This is a genomic window from Nocardia beijingensis NBRC 16342 (assembly GCF_001612785.1).
In the GTDB taxonomy this organism is placed as follows: Bacteria; Actinomycetota; Actinomycetes; order Mycobacteriales; family Mycobacteriaceae; genus Nocardia; species Nocardia beijingensis.
This window is the reverse complement of sequence record NZ_BDBC01000035.1, coordinates 13,235-29,832: the sequence shown is the minus strand read 5'-3', so window position 1 is coordinate 29,832 and position 16,598 is coordinate 13,235. Positions and strand designations below refer to the sequence as shown.

General features: G+C 66.6%; 14 protein-coding genes and 2 pseudogenes. 14 read left to right on the top strand and 2 right to left on the bottom strand.

Annotated elements, in window-relative coordinates; genetic code table 11:
* Positions 1 to 101: 101 nt before the first annotated feature.
* The 13 genes and pseudogenes from NB3_RS20835 to NB3_RS20775 all read left to right on the top strand — a co-directional run bounded on the left by NB3_RS20835 (position 102) and on the right by NB3_RS20775 (position 13,108).
* Positions 102 to 1,391, top strand: coding sequence for a glycosyltransferase (locus tag NB3_RS20835; protein ID WP_067805993.1), 1,290 nt, complete (start codon positions 102 to 104; stop codon positions 1,389 to 1,391).
* Between the two features lie 3 nt (positions 1,392 to 1,394).
* Entirely contained in the window at positions 1,395 to 2,636 is a 1,242-nt protein-coding gene (locus tag NB3_RS20830) for a glycosyltransferase (RefSeq protein WP_307695195.1), read from the top strand.
* 288 nt (positions 2,637 to 2,924) lie between these two features.
* Positions 2,925 to 3,740 carry an SDR family oxidoreductase gene (locus NB3_RS20825; protein ID WP_067805990.1) on the top strand — a complete coding sequence of 272 codons (816 nt, stop codon included), beginning with the start codon at positions 2,925 to 2,927 and terminating at the stop codon, positions 3,738 to 3,740.
* Between the two features lie 91 nt (positions 3,741 to 3,831).
* On the top strand, positions 3,832 to 5,058 hold the full coding sequence (locus tag NB3_RS20820; protein WP_067805987.1) for an acyl-CoA dehydrogenase family protein: 1,227 nt from the start codon (positions 3,832 to 3,834) through the stop codon (positions 5,056 to 5,058).
* 2 nt (positions 5,059 to 5,060) lie between these two features.
* Positions 5,061 to 5,278: pseudogene (locus NB3_RS36705) on the top strand (SDR family NAD(P)-dependent oxidoreductase); the annotation flags it as partial.
* A gap of 110 nt (positions 5,279 to 5,388) precedes the next feature.
* Positions 5,389 to 6,432, top strand: coding sequence for a phosphotransferase family protein (locus NB3_RS20810; protein ID WP_067805982.1), 1,044 nt, complete (start codon positions 5,389 to 5,391; stop codon positions 6,430 to 6,432).
* Positions 6,425 to 6,867, top strand: a pseudogene (locus tag NB3_RS20805) (alcohol dehydrogenase catalytic domain-containing protein); the annotation flags it as partial. The gene NB3_RS20810 and the pseudogene NB3_RS20805, both read left to right, overlap by 8 nt.
* 147 nt (positions 6,868 to 7,014) lie before the next feature.
* Positions 7,015 to 7,704 (top strand): TetR/AcrR family transcriptional regulator, encoded by a 690-nt coding sequence (locus NB3_RS20800; RefSeq protein WP_067806063.1) that lies wholly within the window; start codon positions 7,015 to 7,017, stop codon positions 7,702 to 7,704.
* A gap of 642 nt (positions 7,705 to 8,346) precedes the next feature.
* Positions 8,347 to 9,231 (top strand): SCO6745 family protein, encoded by an 885-nt coding sequence (locus NB3_RS20795; RefSeq protein ID WP_084823533.1) that lies wholly within the window; start codon positions 8,347 to 8,349, stop codon positions 9,229 to 9,231.
* A gap of 34 nt (positions 9,232 to 9,265) precedes the next feature.
* Complete coding sequence (locus NB3_RS20790; RefSeq protein ID WP_169810724.1) at positions 9,266 to 10,189, top strand: alpha/beta fold hydrolase; 924 nt, start codon at positions 9,266 to 9,268, stop codon at positions 10,187 to 10,189.
* A 133-nt stretch (positions 10,190 to 10,322) separates the two neighbouring features.
* Positions 10,323 to 11,036, top strand: a complete 714-nt coding sequence (locus NB3_RS20785) for a DUF8020 domain-containing protein (protein WP_067805977.1) — start codon at positions 10,323 to 10,325, stop codon at positions 11,034 to 11,036.
* Positions 11,037 to 11,245: 209 nt separating this feature from the next.
* A complete protein-coding gene (locus NB3_RS20780) occupies positions 11,246 to 12,775 on the top strand; it encodes a long-chain-fatty-acid--CoA ligase (RefSeq protein WP_067805974.1) in 1,530 nt (509 codons plus the stop codon).
* A gap of 147 nt (positions 12,776 to 12,922) precedes the next feature.
* A complete protein-coding gene (locus NB3_RS20775) occupies positions 12,923 to 13,108 on the top strand; it encodes a hypothetical protein (protein ID WP_067805972.1) in 186 nt (61 codons plus the stop codon).
* 77 nt (positions 13,109 to 13,185) lie between these two features.
* On the opposite strand, the gene NB3_RS20770 is transcribed toward NB3_RS20775, so the two are convergent.
* Together NB3_RS20770 and NB3_RS20765 are read right to left on the bottom strand one after the other, a co-directional pair.
* A complete protein-coding gene (locus NB3_RS20770; RefSeq protein WP_169810723.1) occupies positions 13,186 to 13,761 on the bottom strand; it encodes a hypothetical protein in 576 nt (191 codons plus the stop codon).
* A 133-nt stretch (positions 13,762 to 13,894) separates the two neighbouring features.
* Positions 13,895 to 15,250 (bottom strand): MFS transporter, encoded by a 1,356-nt coding sequence (locus tag NB3_RS20765; protein ID WP_067805968.1) that lies wholly within the window; start codon positions 15,248 to 15,250, stop codon positions 13,895 to 13,897.
* Between the two features lie 129 nt (positions 15,251 to 15,379).
* Here NB3_RS20765 and NB3_RS20760 point away from each other — a divergent pair, with 129 nt between their 5' ends.
* A complete protein-coding gene (locus tag NB3_RS20760) occupies positions 15,380 to 16,597 on the top strand; it encodes an NAD(P)/FAD-dependent oxidoreductase (RefSeq protein ID WP_067806058.1) in 1,218 nt (405 codons plus the stop codon).
* Position 16,598 lies beyond the last annotated feature (1 nt).

Below are 16,598 nucleotides of genomic sequence, written 5' to 3'. Positions count from 1 at the left end.
CAGACACTAACATCGGCACCGCGACGGCTGGGCTGCTCCAGCAGCCGGATCACTCGGCGCATGCGGTGGAATCGTACAGCGCCCCAACGGAAGTCGAGAGTATGCGTATCGCATTGTTGACCGCGGGAACCCGAGGCGACCATCAGCCGTATCTCGCCCTGGCCGACGAGCTCCACTCGCGCGGACACCAGGTCGAGATGACCGCCACCGAGAACTACGCCGATGTGGTGCGCCGCTCGGGTTTCGAGCCGCATGTCATCCCGTTCAACTCCGCGGAACTACTGGAATCGCCGGCGGCCAAACGCGCGCTGTCCTCCGGCAAGACGTTGCCGTTCGTGCGGATCATGCTGGATACGGTCAAGATCATGGCGGGCGAGCGTGGTGAGCGGATGCACCGAGTGCTCAGCGGCGCTTGCGAAGCGGCTGAGGTGATCGTGTCGTGTGCCTCTACGCTGCCGTGGGCGATGGAGCGTGGTGAGAAGACCGGACAGCGGGTGGTGGGCTGCCTGCCGTATCCGCTCGAGCGCACCGGTGAGTTCCCGTCGTCGTTCATGGTCAAGCAGATGATCTCGTCGCGGTGGCTGCGGTTGGCGAGCTACTCGGCATTCGAAGTGGCCTACGGCGTCGCGTATCGCCGGGTGGATCGGCGGGTGCGCGAAATGATGGAGTTGCCGGGTAAGCCGCGAAACCCGTTCCGGCGCATCCGCGAGGACGGTATTCCGCTGGTGCACATGGTGAGTCCGGTGCTGTTGCCGAAACCGGGGGACTGGCCGGAGCGGTCGACCGTCGTCGGTGCGCCCATCCTGCCCGCGCGCCTGCGCGACGCATGGGGTGAAGCGGTGGTCGATCCGGCGCTGATGGAGTGGCTCGACGAGGGCGAGCCGCCGATCTACTTCTGTATGACCGGTATGCCGATCCTCGATCCCGTCGGGTGCTGCGATCTCGTCGCCGCCGTCTGCCGCAGGCTGGGCGCCCGCGCGCTGGTGACCGTGCGAGGTGAGGGCTATCCCCGCGGTGTCGGGTACGACCGGAAGCTGTTCGTGCTGGATTCCTTCGACTACGACCGGATCTTGCCGCGATGTCGCGCGGTCGTCCATCACGGGGGCAGCGGCAACACCCATGACGTGCTGCGCGCCGGCCTGCCCGCGGTGGTGATCGGCGTGCACAGTGACCAGTTCTTCTACGGCTGGCGTATTTCGGCGCTGGGGATCGGGGCCGACTTCCCGTATCCGTCCCTGACCGAGGACCGGTTACACGATGCCCTGGTCCGGACGTTGACACCCGAAGCGCGCAGCCGGGCCGAGGAACTGGGCCGCAGGGTATCCGCCGAGAACGGTGTCCGCGCCGCGGCGGACGCGGTGGAACGACTCGCCGTCTCGGCATCGGCCTGAACCGTGCCGGAATCCGTGCACGTCGCGATCTTCACCGACTTTCACCCGGCGACGCTGGGTGGCGTGCAAACCGCGATGCGGTCACTGTGCGCCGGACTTCGGCGGCTCGGTCATCGCGTCACCGTATTCTGTGCACCGGCGCCCGGATCCGTGGCGGCGGATGCCGATACGGTGGAGCTCGGGGCGCTGCCGATATCGATGTCGAACGGGCTGCCGGTGGTCCTTCCGACCCGGGCCAACCAACGCCGGATCGATACCGCGTTCATCGAGCGTGGCCCGATCGATATCGTGCACGCGCTGACGACCTACGGCTGCGGGATCTCCGGTGCTCGCGCCGCCCGCAGGCATGGGATCCCGATCGCCCAGACCATGCAGAGCCGTGACGAAACGGTCATCGAAAAGTACTCACCGGCACCGTATCTGTCCGCGTTGACCATGCGCGTGGTGCACGGCTGGTTCGTGCCGATGCGCGGACAACAGGCACACGACGGCGACGGCCGGACCGCTCGGTTGGCGTGGCGTCCGCTGGTGGCGCAGGCCCAGGCGGCGGATCGGGTGATCGTGCCGACCCACCACTTCGCCCGCCGCTTGGCCGCACACGGCGTGGACCGGCCGATTCACGTGGTGTCCAATGGAATCGACGACGAGCTGCTCGAGCGGATCCGCGGCAGCGGCGACGCGGCGACGAATACCGACGCACCACTGCGTGCCCTGTGGTGCGGTCGCCTGTCCGTGGAGAAACGTCCGCTCGAAGCGATCGAGGTAGCCCGCCTCGTCGAGGAATGCACGCTGGACGTCTACGGCAGCGGGCCCCTGGCCGACCGGGCCCGCTCGGTGGTCGCGGGCGCGGATCTCGGTCGCCGCGTCCACCTGCACGGCGAGGTCGACCAAGCCGACTGCCTGAGCGCCATGCGCAACCACGACCTCCTCTTGCTCACCTCCGACTGCGATACCCAGGGCATGGTGCTGCTGGAGGCGATGGCGATGGGTCTGCCCGTCCTCTACTGCGATCCCGAACTCTCCGAGACGGTGCCTGCCGGGGGCGGCGTCCGTGCCCCCGACCGGTCGGTGGAATCGCTGGCGACCGTGCTGAAGGACCTCGCGCGGGACCGAACCCGACTGCATGCCATGCGCCGGGCACTGGCAGCGCACGCCGATGAACCGCGCCAATCCCGGCATACCACCCGCATTCTGTCGGTCTATGCCGAACTGCTGGGCGCGCCGCAAGGATTCGGCAGTGTGTGACTGTCGTCGGAGTTCCACTGGGGATGCGCCGGCCGGCCGGCCGAATCGATGATGATGGCAGGCACGTCGGCGACGACACCTGCATTGTGTTGACCACCCGGAGGTGCGGTCATGTCCGGCTCGCGATGAGGTGGCGCTCGAGCCGATCCTCGCCGCGTGGCAGACATTGAAATTGACGTCGACTTCAACTATACAGGTGCCAAGGGCCGCGTTGGGTCCAGCAGGTAGGAGAAGCCGTCCGTTCGGATGTGGCGGCGCGCCCACATCGACACGAAAGCAGGTTCGGTAGTGCAGGTTGCAGGCAAGGTCGCCATTGTCACCGGTGGCGGCGGAGGCATCGGCGGCGCTATCGCGCGGGCTCTCGCCGGTGCGGGTACCCGCGTAGTCGTCGCAGACCTGCACGCGGCTACCGCCCAGGCCGTCGCCGACCGGATCAACGCCGACCATCCCGGTACCGCGGTGTCCGTCGGCGCGGACGTATCGGACACCGAGGCGATTCGTCGACTCATCGCCCTGGCTGACGAGCACTTCGGTCCCGTCGACATGTACTTCGCCAACGCCGGAATCGTCGGTGCGCCCGGGCTCGAGGCCGACGAGGCCGCGTGGAGCCTGGCGATCGACGTGAACCTGCGCGCCCACATCCGGGCCGCACAGTTGCTGGTCCCGGCATGGGTGGAGCGGGGTGCGGGCTACTTCGTCAGCACCGCCTCCGCGGCGGGGCTGCTCACCCAGATCGGGTCGGCCACCTACGCGGTCACCAAGCACGCCGCGGTCGGTTTCGCCGAGTGGCTCAGCGTCACCTACGGAGACCAAGGGGTGCGGGTCAGCTGCCTGTGCCCACAGGGCGTCAATACGAAGTTGCTGTTCGGTGCGGACTCCGGGGGAGTCCTCGGCGCCGCGGCAACCCGCGCCGTCACCAGCGCCGGTGAAGTGCTCGAACCGGAGCAGGTTGCGGCCGACGTGATCGCCGCGATCGACAACGAGCGTTTCTTGATCCTGCCGCACCCGCAGGTGCTGGACATGTACCGGCAGAAGGCCGCCGACTACGACCGATGGCTGCGCGGCATGCGGCGCTACCAGACGAAGGTGCTGGCGGCGGACTGAGGTCCTTCCGCGGCATCGACCTCGTCGAGACTGTCGTCGGCCACAACGAGCGCCGCACGCCCGATTCCCTCCGAACCCGTCAGGAGTTCTCATGTCGCTGTTCGACATCTCCGAACGCGCCCAGCAGTTGCAGAACGAACTGCTGGATTTCATGGATGCCCACGTATACCCGGCCGAGACCGTGTACGAGGAGCAGATGCGCGCGGCAGGCGATCCACATTTCCATCCGCCGATACTCGAGGAACTCAAGGCCGAGGCGAGAAGGCGGGGCCTGTGGAACCTCTTCCATCCACACCCTGCCACCGGCGCCGGGCTGACCAACCTCGAGTACGCGCCGCTGGCGGAGATCATGGGCCGCAGCCACCTCGCGCCCGAGGCGTGCAACTGCAACGCCCCCGACACCGGCAACATGGAGGTCCTCGAGCTCTTCGGCACCGAGAAGCACAAAGAGAAGTATCTGAAACCCCTGCTCGACGGCACTATGGCGTCCGCGTTCGCGATGACGGAGCCAGGTGTGGCCAGCTCCGATGCCACCAATGTCGAACTGTCCATGGTCAAGGACGGTGACGAATACGTCCTGAACGGCCGGAAGTGGTTCGCCTCCAACGCCCTCCACAAGAACTGCAAGGTCATGATCGTCATGGGCAAGACCGATCCGGCCGCCCCGACGCACCGGCAGCAGTCGATGATGGTGGTACCGATCGACGCACCCGGTGTGACCGTGATGCGCAATCTGCCGGTCTTCGGTTACGCCGACCGAGAAGGTCACGCCGAGATCGACTTCAAGGACGTACGGGTTCCGGTCGAGGACCTCCTCAAAGGCGAGGGAGAGGGCTTCGCGATCAGCCAGGCCCGGCTGGGCCCCGGTCGCATCCACCACTGCATGCGTGCCATCGGCGCGGCCGAGCGCGCGCTGGAACTGATGTGCAAGCGCGCCCAGTCGCGCGTCACGTTCGGCAAGCCGATCGCCGACAACGCCAACATCCAGGACTGGATCGCCGAAGCGCGCATCGACATCGAGATGATCCGGCTACTCACCCTCAAGGCCGCATATCTGATGGATACCGTCGGCAACAAGGAAGCACAGACCGAGATCGCCGCGATCAAGGTCGCCGCCCCTGCCATCGCGCTGAAGATCGTGGACCGGGCCATCCAAGTGCACGGTGGCGCGGGCATCACCGACGACTTCCCGCTCGCCATGTCGTACGCGCACCTGCGGACCCTGCGCCTGGCCGACGGGCCGGACGAAGTGCACAAGCGCGCTATCGCCCGCCGCGAACTGCGCCAGTACCGCGACCTGCGACCGGAAGGTATCTGAGGATGACTCCCATCCTGTCGCGTGCCCGAGCGTCTTTTCCGGATCTGAGCGGCAGAACCGCGATCGTCACCGGCGCTTCGCGCGGCATCGGTCCGGCCGCCGCGCAAGCCCTCGCCGCCACAGGCGCGAATGTGGTGCTCACCTCTCCCAGAAGCAGGAGGAGGCCGACGCGCGGATCGTGGGTTCGGCGATCGGTGTCGGTGCGCACGCAGTCGGCGATCGCGTTCCTTGCCTCCGACGCGGCGTCCTGGGTCACCGGCGAGACATCGGTCCTCGACGGCGACCAGCGGCTCGGCGACGTGGTGCCTTACCGGAACGGAGCGACGCTCGGTGCCTGAGACCTCGGCGCGAGATGTGATCGGCATCGATCCGACGGCGGTCACCCGCTGGTTCGGCGACCTCGGGATCGAGTTCGCCGGCCGGCTGGGCTTCCACCGGATCGGTCTCGGTCAGTCCAATCTCACTTACCTCGTGCGGGACGACTCCGGTCGGCGCTGGGTGCTGCGCCGGCCCCCGTTGGGGCACCTGTTGGCCTCGGCACACGACGTCGCGCGGGAGGCGCGGATCATGTCCGCGCTCGCGGGCACTCCCGTCCCTGCACCGCGGATCCTCGGTGTCGCCGAGAAATCCGCGATCTCCGACGTGCCGTTGGTGCTGATGAACTTCATCGACGGCCAGGTCGTCGACACGATGGAGATCGCGGAGTCACTACCCCAGCGACGGCGACGCGAGATCGCGGAGTCCCTGCCGCGCGCCCTCGCGCACATCCACGCCGTCGACTTGGAGCAGACCGGACTGTCCGATTTGGCGAGCCACAAGCCGTACGCGCCACGTCAACTCGCGCGGTGGTCCAGCCAATGGGAGAAGTCCAAGACCCGGGAACTGCCCGAACTCGACGATCTGACCCGCAGGCTGACGGCCGCGGTGCCTCAGCAGACCGAACTCGCGCTCGTGCACGGCGACTTCCACCTGCGCAATGTGATCGTCTCCCACACGAGCGGCGAGATCGTCGGCGTGCTGGACTGGGAACTGTCCACGCTCGGAGATCCATTGGCCGACATGGGTTCTATGCTCGCCTACTGGCCCGAGCCGGGTGAGGACACGGGGGGTGACTTCCCGGTCTCCACACTCGCGGGATTCCCGAACCGGGACGAACTCGCCCGGATGTACCTCGACGAGACCGGCCGGGACCCGCAGGCGCTGAAGTTCTGGCACGCGCTCGGTCTGTGGAAGCTGGCGATCATCGCCGAAGGTGTCATGCGCCGGGCGACGGACACCCCCGCGAACAAGGCTGCAGCCGGCACCCCCACCATCGAGCGCATCGATGCTCTGATCCACAAGGCCATCGCCATCGCCGATGCGGCAGGGATCTGAATTGGTGAAGGTGTCGGCCGCTCCGGCCGACTTCCCGGACGTGCTGCTCTGTCGCGGCCAGTACCAGATCAAGCCGCCGCTGCCGTTCACTCCGGGTGTCGAGTTCTGCGGCGAGATCGTCGCGGTGGGAGCCGGTGCCGGACGGCGCCGTGGTCGCTGATCGGGTCGTCGGCACCACCGCACTGCCCAGCGGCGCGTTCGCGGAGTACGCGCTCATGAACAAGCGAATGTGCCGCCTGCGCCGATGGCCCTCGACGACGCGGAGGCCGCCGCGTCGAGCATCGGGTACCAGACGGCGTGGTTCGCGCTGCACCGGCGCACTCGGATTGCGGAGGGCGACTACCCGCCTGTGCACGCCGCCGCCGGTGCGTCGGCGGCGCGGCGGTCCAGCTCGGGAAGGCCGCAGGCGCCACGGTCATCGGCGTGGTCGGCGGGTGTCGGCCGCCTCGGCGACGGAAGCACCGTCGGTCGGCTCGTCTTCCAGTCCTGAACCGCGGCTTCGCCGCAGTGGTCGACGTCGCCGGCGGTTCGCCGCGGCATGACCTGGCGAGCTCCGATGGTCGCGTTGCTATAACTGTTCCCATGTCACGATCGACCGCCGGGGAAGAACACGAGGGTCCGCCGCCGTCCATGGCGAACCCCGCGCTGCTGCGCGAGCTTCCGGCTACCGGCCGGGGACTGCGGACGCGCTCGGCCTTGATCGCAGCCGCCCGTACGGTGTTCGAGCGTTCGGGCTACCTCGATACCCGGCTGGTCGACATCACCACAGAGGCCAAATGCTCGTCCGGCACCTTCTATACGTACTTCTCCAGCAAGGAGGAGATCTTCGCCGCTGTCCTCGAGTTGGCGCAGGAAGACATGATGCATCCAGGCATGCCGCATGTGGATTCCGACGCCGACCCGGCTGCGATCATCGAGGCGAGCAACCGGGCGTACTTCGAGGCGTACAAGCGCAATGCCAAGCTGATGGCGTTGCTCGAACAGGTAGCCAGCATCGACCCGGAGTTCCGCAAACTGCGTCAGCGGCGCGCGGAGGCGTTCGTGCGGCGAAACGCCCGCAGCATCGAGTCCCTGCAGGCGCGGGGACTCGCGGACACGGAAGTCGATCCGCTGTTGGCCTCGCGCGCGCTGTCCGGGATGATCAGTCGGCTCGCGTTCGACTACTTCGTGACCGGTGAAGGCACACCGGAGGATCTGAGGGTCGACTTGGACGAACTGACGCGCACCGGAACCCGGTTGTGGGTCAACGCGCTGCGCATCTCTCCGCTGTGACCCAGGCCCGTCGGAGCCACGAACCCGCCACGCCGTGATCGGTCAGCCCGCTTTCGCGGCAGCGATGCGGCAGGTAGGACCTCATATCCCTAGCCAACGCTGTTAGTCTCCGCGTGTGACCACCTGACGGCTGTGCACACCGATACGGGCAGCGAGTCCATCGGCGGAGTTGGCGAGCAGGCGGGCGCGTTCGTCGTCGGCGTAGTCCGCGCCGATGATTCCGTGATTCCGGCCCACCGGCCCGGGTCGTCCCCGACAAGGTCGTCGAAGCGCCCTGTGAGCCCTGCGTAGAGCGACAGCCGACACCGGCGCCGCCGGGAGTTCCGCCGTTCCGGCAGCACCGTAAATGACGTTGATTCCGGATCGAGACTTGACGTAGGTCACAACTTGATGTTGAGTTCAGTTTCAATCTTTGGCCCACCGGAGGGAGGGTCGAAGCCCAGATCCGAAACACGACGATCGAGGGAACTGCATGGCCCCACTCCTTACTGTGAACGATCTGTCTCGCAGGCTTCTGGTCGCGGGCAGGCCGCTTCGCGAGGTCGGTGTCGCACCCGCCCCAAGCGAGGGCGCCGGCCCGGTCGGCGAGCGGCGATGAGTTCCGTGACCTTTTCTCTGCCAGTCGAATTCGAAAGAATGACGATGTCCACTGTTTTGCCGGAGACCGCCCGGCTCACCTTCCGTGCTCTCGAACTGATTCACGGGATGATCTACTTCAGCCCGCACGGGCAGGAGTGCTATGCCGAAATCGGCTTGCAGGGGCGGGCCCGGACCTATTTCGCGCCCCGCTCGGCAGCGATGGGCCCGGTACCCGCGGAAGTCGCCGTCGTGACATTCTTCAATTTCAATCCGGTGGCGGTGCGCTCCGCGCTGCCCGCGGCCTGGCACACCGCCACGCCTGGGCAAGTCCTGGAGGCGCGGTACGAGGCCGTCGGCCGCTCGCTGCGTCAAGCATGGGGCGGAGACGTCGACGGTCCAACGGTTCGGGAGGCGGCCGATCTCGCACGCCGTGCCGCGGAACGCGCATGCGATCGGCCTCAGGGACGTCCGCTGTTCGCCGGACACGCGCAGCTGCCGTGGCCGGACGCTCCGCACCTGGTGCTGTGGCACGCGCAGACTCTGCTGCGCGAATTCCGAGGCGACGGACACGTCGCGCTGCTGTTCACCGAAGGCCTCGATGGTATGGAGGCGCTGATCACGCATGCCGCGACGGGGGCCATCAGCGCGGAAGCCCTCCGCGTCAGCCGGTACTGGAGCGAAGAGGAGTGGGCCGCAGGCACCGAGCGGTTGCGTGCTCGCGGGTGGCTTCTGGATGGGTCCGGACTCGCCCTCAGCGCGGAAGGGCGGCGGCGCAGGCAATCGATCGAGGATCGGACCGACCAACTCGCCGTGTACGCGTACGAAGCGATCGGACCGGAGGGGTGTTCGCGTCTGGGCGAGCTGGGCAGGCCGCTGACGAAGGCGGTTGCGCAGGCCGATCTGGGTTTCCCGGCCGAGCTGATCGCCCGGTACAGGGACGGCCGGTGACGGGGCGTCGAGGCTCGAGCAGGAGGAGATGCGGATGACGGTCGATATTGCGGCGTGGCAGGCGCTCGGATCTCGGCGGATCGCCACGAACGGGATCGAACTGCGGGTCGTCGATCATGGCGAGGGACCGGTGGTTGTCCTCTGCCACGGATTTCCCGAACTCGCATTCTCTTGGCGTCATCAGGTTTTCGCGCTCGCCGAGGCCGGGTATCGCGTGATCGCTCCGGATATGCGCGGTTACGGCGACAGCTCGCGGCCGTCCGAGATCGAGGACTACGACGTATTGACGATCTGCGCCGACCTGGTGGGACTGTTGAACGCCCTCGGCGTGGACGATGCCGTGTTCATCGGACACGACTGGGGTGCCGCGGTGGTCTGGCAGATGGCACTGGCCTATCCCGGCCGGGTGCGGGCGGTGGCTGGACTGAGCGTTCCACCGGCGCCGCGCGCGCCGATTCCACCGCTGGGGATTCTGCGTTCCCGGCTGGGAGATTCGTTCTACATGTGCTGGTTCCAGGAGCCAGGAGTCGCGGATGCCGTGCTCGCGCAGGACGTTCGATGGACACTCCTCAATAACGACATTCCCTCGCCGCAGGCTCTGGCGCGGCGGCCGAGCGGAGAACTACCGCGTCCCCCGTGGTTGTCGGAGGACGAGCTACAGGTATTCGTGGACGCGTTCGAGCGCACAGGCTTCAGCGGAGGACTGAACTACTACCGGAACATGGACCGGAATTGGGAGCTCACGGCCCCGCTCGACGGTCACGTCATCACTCGGCCCTCGTTTTTCCTGACCGGTTCCGAAGATGCGGTTCGCATGTTCATGCCGGCCGAAACGATGACATCGGTCCTCGCGGATCTGCGCGAAAACATTGTGATCGCAGGCGCCGGCCATTGGATTCAGCAGGAGCGGCCAGCGGAAGTCAACGAGGCGCTGGTGAAATTCCTCGATTCCATCTGATGTGGATGGAGTCGGGCGCGAGGCGCGGGAGCGGTCGGAGACGGTTTCGTCGGCGGAACCGAATCGAAACGTACCCGTGCGTGTTCGCAGTCTCTCGAACGTCTGGTTCGAGGCACAAAGAAGAAGGAAAAAGATGAGGAAAACGATTGCAGCAGCGTCGCTGCTCGTCTCGGCGCTCGGCATAACCGCCGCAACGGCCGGAACGGTATCGGCGGCACCGGCCGAGACCACGGCGGTCGGTTACAAGGTATCGGTCGGCGAGCGGTCATCGGTGATCGATCTCGCGGCCGGCTCGATCGCCGTCGAAGAGGGGGTGCTGAAGATCAAGTCCCCCGGCGGTGCTGTGGTGGCGGGTTCGGAATTGTCTTTCCGAGTGGATGATTTCGTCTTCCCGATCGCCGCCGAAATCCGCGACCGCACTGCTACCTTGACGCCGCAGTTCGACCTCGAGCACGCCGCCTACAAGCCGGTGGCGCTGCCCTACGAAGACCAGGCTCCCTGGAAGACCCAGTACGACCGGGAACAAGCCGCTTGGGCGCGACTGTCCTCCACGATCCTCATGGGCGCGACGATCGGTACCGCCGTCGGCGGCATCGGCGGCGCGGCGGTCGGTTGCGTGCTGGGCGGGATCGCCGGGGCGACCGTCGCTTCCGCGGCGATTATCGGCTTGTTCGGAGCCTTCATTCCGGCCGCCGCCATCGGATGTGTGGGCGGAATCATGGCCCTCGGCGCGCTGGGGACGTTGGCGGGCCAGCTTCTCGTCACCGCTCCGGTCGCGATCATGGCGGCAGTCCAGTACTTCACGACGATCAACCAGCCGATGCCGGCTCCGGCCCCGGCGAAGTGACGCCAACCCTGCCCAGCCGGTTTCCCCGGCTGGGCAGGGTCTGGGCTTTCATGACACACTTCGCCGCCCGCAATGCGCAGTCCATGAATTTACAGAAACGGGGCTTGGCTGACCTGTCGCAGGTTTTCCCTTTCGACAGTTATTGAACTTGACGCCAAGTTCAATTACGTTGCGAGGGGATTACCAGCTAGGCCAGAAGGAGGATTCGGATGGTCAACGTCGCCGGTCCGATGTGGAAGAACGCGCTCGATCGGCCCGAGGCGATCGCGATCAGGGCGCAGGGCGAGGAATGGAGCTATGGCCGGCTGAAGGACTCGGTGGCGGCCTTCGCCGGTGCACTGCGGGCCGCCGGGATCGACAGCCGCGACCGCGTACTGCTGGTGGCCCCGAGCGTCCCCGAATTCGTTGTTGCCTACCTGGGTGCGCACCTCGTCGGCGCCATCGTCATCACCATGAACACGATGGCGACCGCAGCCGAAATCGGTTATGTCCTCGACGATTCCACGGCACGCCTGGTGATCGCGTGGCACGAGGCGACAACATCGGCCGAGACGGCCGCGCGGGAGCGCGGACTCCCGCTCTGGGTGCTCGAGCCGGGCGCACAGCGTGATCGGACGGAGCCGCTGTCCGAACCCGTCGATCTCGCCCCGGATGATGTCGCGGTTCTGCTGTATACCTCCGGTACCACCGGGAAGCCGAAGGGCGTAGAGCTCACGATCGCCAACCTGCACGCCGCGTCGACGATCTTGATCGACTACCTCGGGGTGACGAGCGAGGAGCGGATGGGCACCGCGCTGCCGCTGTTCCACGTCTTCGGACAGTCGGTCGTCATGAATACCGCTCTGCACCTGGGTGCGTCGCTGTCGCTGCTGTCGCGGTTCGATCCCGGCCGCATGCTCGAGATGGTGCGCGCGGACGAGATCACCCTGATGTCGGGTGTCCCGACGATGTGGAACGCGATGCTGCACGCCGGTGGGGACTTCGGGCCCGAGCAGTTCGGGAGACTGCGGATGGCTTCGTCGGGCGGTGCCTCACTCCCGGGGGAGGTCATCCGAGCTTTTCGCGCCCGGTTCGGCTGCGAGATCATGGAAGGCTATGGGCTTACCGAATCGTCGGGAATAGCGACGTTCAACCCCGTCGGCAAGGACCCGAGGGTGGGCTCTGTGGGTCTTGCGTTGCCGGGGATGCGAATCGAAGTCCGGGACGCCTCGGGCTCGGTACTCGGTCCCGGTGAGGTAGGCGAGTTGTACCTGTCCGGCCCGACGATCATGCGGGGATACTGGAACCGGCCGGAGGCCACCGCATCCGACCTGCGCGACGGCTGGCTCGCCACCGGGGATCTCGGCAAGGTCGATGAGGACGGCTACGTCTACATCATCGACCGGGCCAAGGACATGATCATCCGGGGGGGCTACAACGTCTATCCCCGTGAGGTCGAGGAAGTGTTGTACGGGCACCCCGATATCGTCGAAGCGGCGGTGATCGGTGTGCCCGACGAGCACTACGGCGAGGAGGTGGCCGCGGTGATCGCACTGGCGCCCGGAGCGGAGCCGACACCGGATGAACTGCGGAGTTGGGCCAAGGAGCAGCTGTCGGCATACAAGGTTCCACACCTGTTCGCGTTCGTGGACCAGTTGCCGAAGGGCGCCACCGGAAAGATCCTGAAGCGGGCGATCGACTGGAAGTCGCTGCCAGGCCTGAACGATCCGGCGGTCAGGGGAGCGGTTGCCCATCGGTGAGCTGGGCGGCGGCGGACGCCGTCGAGGTATCCCCGCGCCTTGATGGGTGTGACGCAGGCGTCGGCAGGACAGGCCTGTCGTCCCTGCGTCACACGGGCTCGTGAAGTCTGTCCCGAGCCCGTGCGCGCACCCTGATGTGAAGATGGGGTGGGACGCAGGAAGTTGCTGGAACCGACTCTGACGACCCTGCCGCACAGCCTCGCTCGTGATCTGGTGACGGTGTCGCAGCGTCAGCGGCTGTTGTTCGGTGTGACCGTCGTTGTCGCGGATCGCGGCTATCTCACTGCGACGGTCGCGCATATCACCAGCGCTGGTTCGCCGGACCTTGCGTGACGGGGGGATTTGCTCGCGCTCGAAGACACGGTGACGAACATTCACCGCGCATTACTCGGGCCGGCTACGCCCGCCGGCTAGGACACGACGCTGTCGCCTGCCCCGGTGAGCTCGCAGGAAGCGTCGTCGCTGGTCTTGCCACCCTCGGAGACAATCGGCGCGAATGCCGTCGCGCAGTTGGCCGATGCGATACCGGAGGTGTTCGCCCTGATGGTGGAATATCGAAAGTCACCACACCCCGGCCTTGCACATCGACACCGCCGCCGCGCCCGGCGATTCCACGGGGCGATACCACTTTCCCTGAGCACCCTGTCGATCCCGTTGGCGTCCAGCGCCGTCCGGTCACGGCCCGCGCCACGCAGCACCGTCGGCGCGGTGAGGTTCAGGTCTCCCGTGGTCGGGTCGGCGTTGCGGCCCTGCACTTTCTGCGGGTCGGGCGGTAGCGCCAAAACATAGCGTCCGGGATCGGCCGCGGTTTCGTCCGCACTGGTGTCGACCGTGATCACCACTGGCCTATCCCCACCGGGCGCGCTGTCGGCGTGGGCCGTTCCGGGGAATCCGTCTGCGGTTCCAACGGGCAGGGCTGTGATGGCCGCAGCGCCGACCGCAGCAGCAGATGTTCTCGTCCTCATGAGGGTCTCTGATCCGATCATGAACCTGAAGTTGTAAACGCTCGCGTACAAGTCAGGTACGCGAGCGTTTACAACTATGCAGCAGGCCAACGCCCCGTGGTGGCGTTCACGTGGATCCTGTTGGCAGTTGTTCGGTTCGATCAGACGACGCTGATCAGGACGGAACGGAGACGGAGGCGTTCCCGCCGGCCGTCGCCGACTGCTCGGCCGACACGGTTTCCGGCAGTGCCCATGCGCAGCCGAACGTGCACAGCGCCATGACCATGAGGAAGGCGGAGACCGACGCTGTCGAACCGGTTGCCGCCAGCAGCGCGGTCATGAGGAAGGGCGTGCCACCACTGACCAGGATGGCGGCCAGCTGGTAGGCCAGCGTTATGCCGGAGTAGCGGATTCGGGGCTCGAACAGTTCCGCGAGATACGCCGCCAACGGGCCGTACACCAGCCCGGAGCCGATGCCGCTGCCGACAATGGTTGCGATCATGATCGCCGTGAGCGATCCGCTACCCACCAGCCAGAAGAAGGGGAATGCCCACAGCGCCATGAGCGCTGCCCCGACCAGTATCAATGGGCGGCGGCCCACACGGTCGGACAGCGAGCCGGCGAGATAGATGACGGGCACTCCGATGGCCGAGGAGAGCAGAGAGACGGCCAGCAGGCTGTTGCGGGCCAGGCCGAGTTCGCGCACACCGTAATCGAGCACACCGGCGACGCTGATGTAGAAGATGGCGTTTGTTCCGAACAGCAGCCCGGCGCCGAGCAGAACCCGCTTCGAGCGCGTGCGCAGTACTTCGAGAATCGGGGCCTGCGCGACCGCGGTCGAGGCCGCGGCGGCTTTGGTCTGCAGCCGGCGGAACTCAGGGGAGTCCTCGATGCGGAGCTGGATGAACAGCACCACCGGGAACAGCGCGGCGCTGGCCAGGAACGGGATACGCCAACCCCAGCTCAGAAAGTCGGCACCCTTGACGTATGCGCTGACCAGGAGGAACGCGCCGGTGCCCAGTAGCAGGCCCAAGGGCACGCCCATCTGGCCGAAGGTGCCCGCTTGGCCCTTGCGGTTCGGCTTGGTGGTTTCGGTGAGCAGCAGGGTGACCCCGCCCCACTGGCCTCCCACGGCGATGCCCTGGAGGAACCGCAATGTCACCAGCAGAATCGGCGCGGCCACGCCGATCGACTTGGAGGTGGGCAGCAGGCCGATCGTGCAGGTGGATGCGGCGACCAGGATCAGGCACGAGACCAGCGCCGGCTTGCGGCCGAAGGTGTCGCCGATGTGCCCGAAGATCAGTCCGCCCAGTGGCCGGGCGATGAAGCCCGCCCAGAAGGTGCTGAAGGACAGCAAGGTGCCCATCAGCGGCGACGCATGGGGAAAGAACAGCTTGCCGAATACCAAGGCAGCAGCTGTTCCGTAGATAAAGAAGTCGTACCATTCGATCGAACTGCCCACCAGGGCAGCGGCCATGAGGCGCCGTAATTTCTTCTGATCCGGGCTGCCGGAATCCGAATTCGGAGTCATACCAATCTCCAGGGTGAGAAACGAACCTGATGTGACGCGGGTCACGTCAGTGGTCGGCACGCTACTTGAAGTTGACGTCGGATTCAATAGGATCGCGAAGTTTAGAATGACGATGTGCAGCGCGTTGCGGTGACCGATCCGTCGCGTGTCGTGGTCCTCGGGTCCGGGTTCGCGGGTCTGTGGGCGGCGCTCGCCGCGGCCCGGCGGCTCGACGAACTCGGTGTGGCGGGCGGAACCGTCGATATGACGGTGATCAGTTCCACGCCGTACCACGACATCCGCGTGCGTGACTATGAGACCGATCTGAGCACATCTCGCATCCCGCTCAGCGTTCTTCTCGATCCGGTCGGAATCGAGCACATCATCGGCGAAGTGACGGCGATCGACGCTGTGGCGCGAATCGTGGAATCCACCGCGGGCGCTCATCGCTACGACCGGCTGGTGCTCGCGTTGGGCAGCCAGGTGGTCAAGCCCGATATCCCTGGCCTGCGGGAGTTCGGATTCGACATCGATACCCACGACGCGGCGACGAGACTGCAGGCTCACTTGCGCCGGCTCGCCGAGGGCCCCGCTGACCCGGCGGCCGCGACGGTAGTCGTCGTCGGGGCGGGTTTGACGGGGATCGAAGAGGCGACCGCGCTGCCCGCGATGCTCGCCGACGTTTTCGCCGCGCGTGCCGTCCCACCGCGGGTCATCCTGGTCGACCGCAACCCGTTCGTCGGCTCGGACATGGGTGCATCGGCCCGACCGGTCATCGAGGCGGCGTTGGCCTCCACCGGGATCGAGACCAAGTTGGGCGTCGGGGTGGTGTCCATCGATGAACGCGGCGTGACGCTGTCCTCGGGTGAAATGGTGCCCGCCGCCACTGTCGTCTGGTGTGCGGGCATGCGGGCCAGCCTGCTGACCGCGGACTTCGGCGTCGACCGTGACCGGCTGGGGCGACTCCCCGTCGACGACTATCTTCGTGTCTGCGGTGTTCCCGGGGTATTCGCCGCAGGCGACGTCGCTGCCGCGAGAATGGACGACGATCATATGTCGGTGATGTCCTGCCAGCACAGCCGCCCGATGGGCCGATGGGCCGGATACAACGTCATCGGCGACCTTCTGGGCGAGCCCATGAAGCCGTTGCGGATCCCTTGGTATGTAACGGTTCTCGATCTGGGACCGGCAGGAGCGGTGTATACCGAGGGGTGGGACCGCCATGTGGTCGCATGCGGCGAGGAGGCCAAAGACACCAAGCGCGCCATCAACACCCGGCGTATCTACCCACCGTTGAACCGCGACCGCGACGCATTGCTGGCCGCCGCCGCACCAGACTTGCAGGCCGCACCGGAGTACGGACACTGAG

Excerpts from the sequence above, each read along its gene's own strand:
- NB3_RS20835 (WP_067805993.1), top strand. The coding sequence starts at position 102 with ATGCGTATCGCATTGTTGACCGCGGGAACCCGAGGCGACCATCAGCCG.
- NB3_RS20795 (WP_084823533.1), top strand. The coding sequence starts at position 8,347 with ATGTCCACTGTTTTGCCGGAGACCGCCCGGCTCACCTTCCGTGCTCTC.
- NB3_RS20800 (WP_067806063.1), top strand. The coding sequence starts at position 7,015 with ATGTCACGATCGACCGCCGGGGAAGAACACGAGGGTCCGCCGCCGTCC.
- NB3_RS20785 (WP_067805977.1), top strand. The coding sequence starts at position 10,323 with ATGAGGAAAACGATTGCAGCAGCGTCGCTGCTCGTCTCGGCGCTCGGC.
- NB3_RS20820 (WP_067805987.1), top strand. The coding sequence starts at position 3,832 with ATGTCGCTGTTCGACATCTCCGAACGCGCCCAGCAGTTGCAGAACGAA.
- NB3_RS20765 (WP_067805968.1), bottom strand. The coding sequence starts at position 15,250 with ATGACTCCGAATTCGGATTCCGGCAGCCCGGATCAGAAGAAATTACGG.
- NB3_RS20780 (WP_067805974.1), top strand. The coding sequence starts at position 11,246 with ATGGTCAACGTCGCCGGTCCGATGTGGAAGAACGCGCTCGATCGGCCC.
- NB3_RS20790 (WP_169810724.1), top strand. The coding sequence starts at position 9,266 with ATGACGGTCGATATTGCGGCGTGGCAGGCGCTCGGATCTCGGCGGATC.
- NB3_RS20770 (WP_169810723.1), bottom strand. The coding sequence starts at position 13,761 with ATGATCGGATCAGAGACCCTCATGAGGACGAGAACATCTGCTGCTGCG.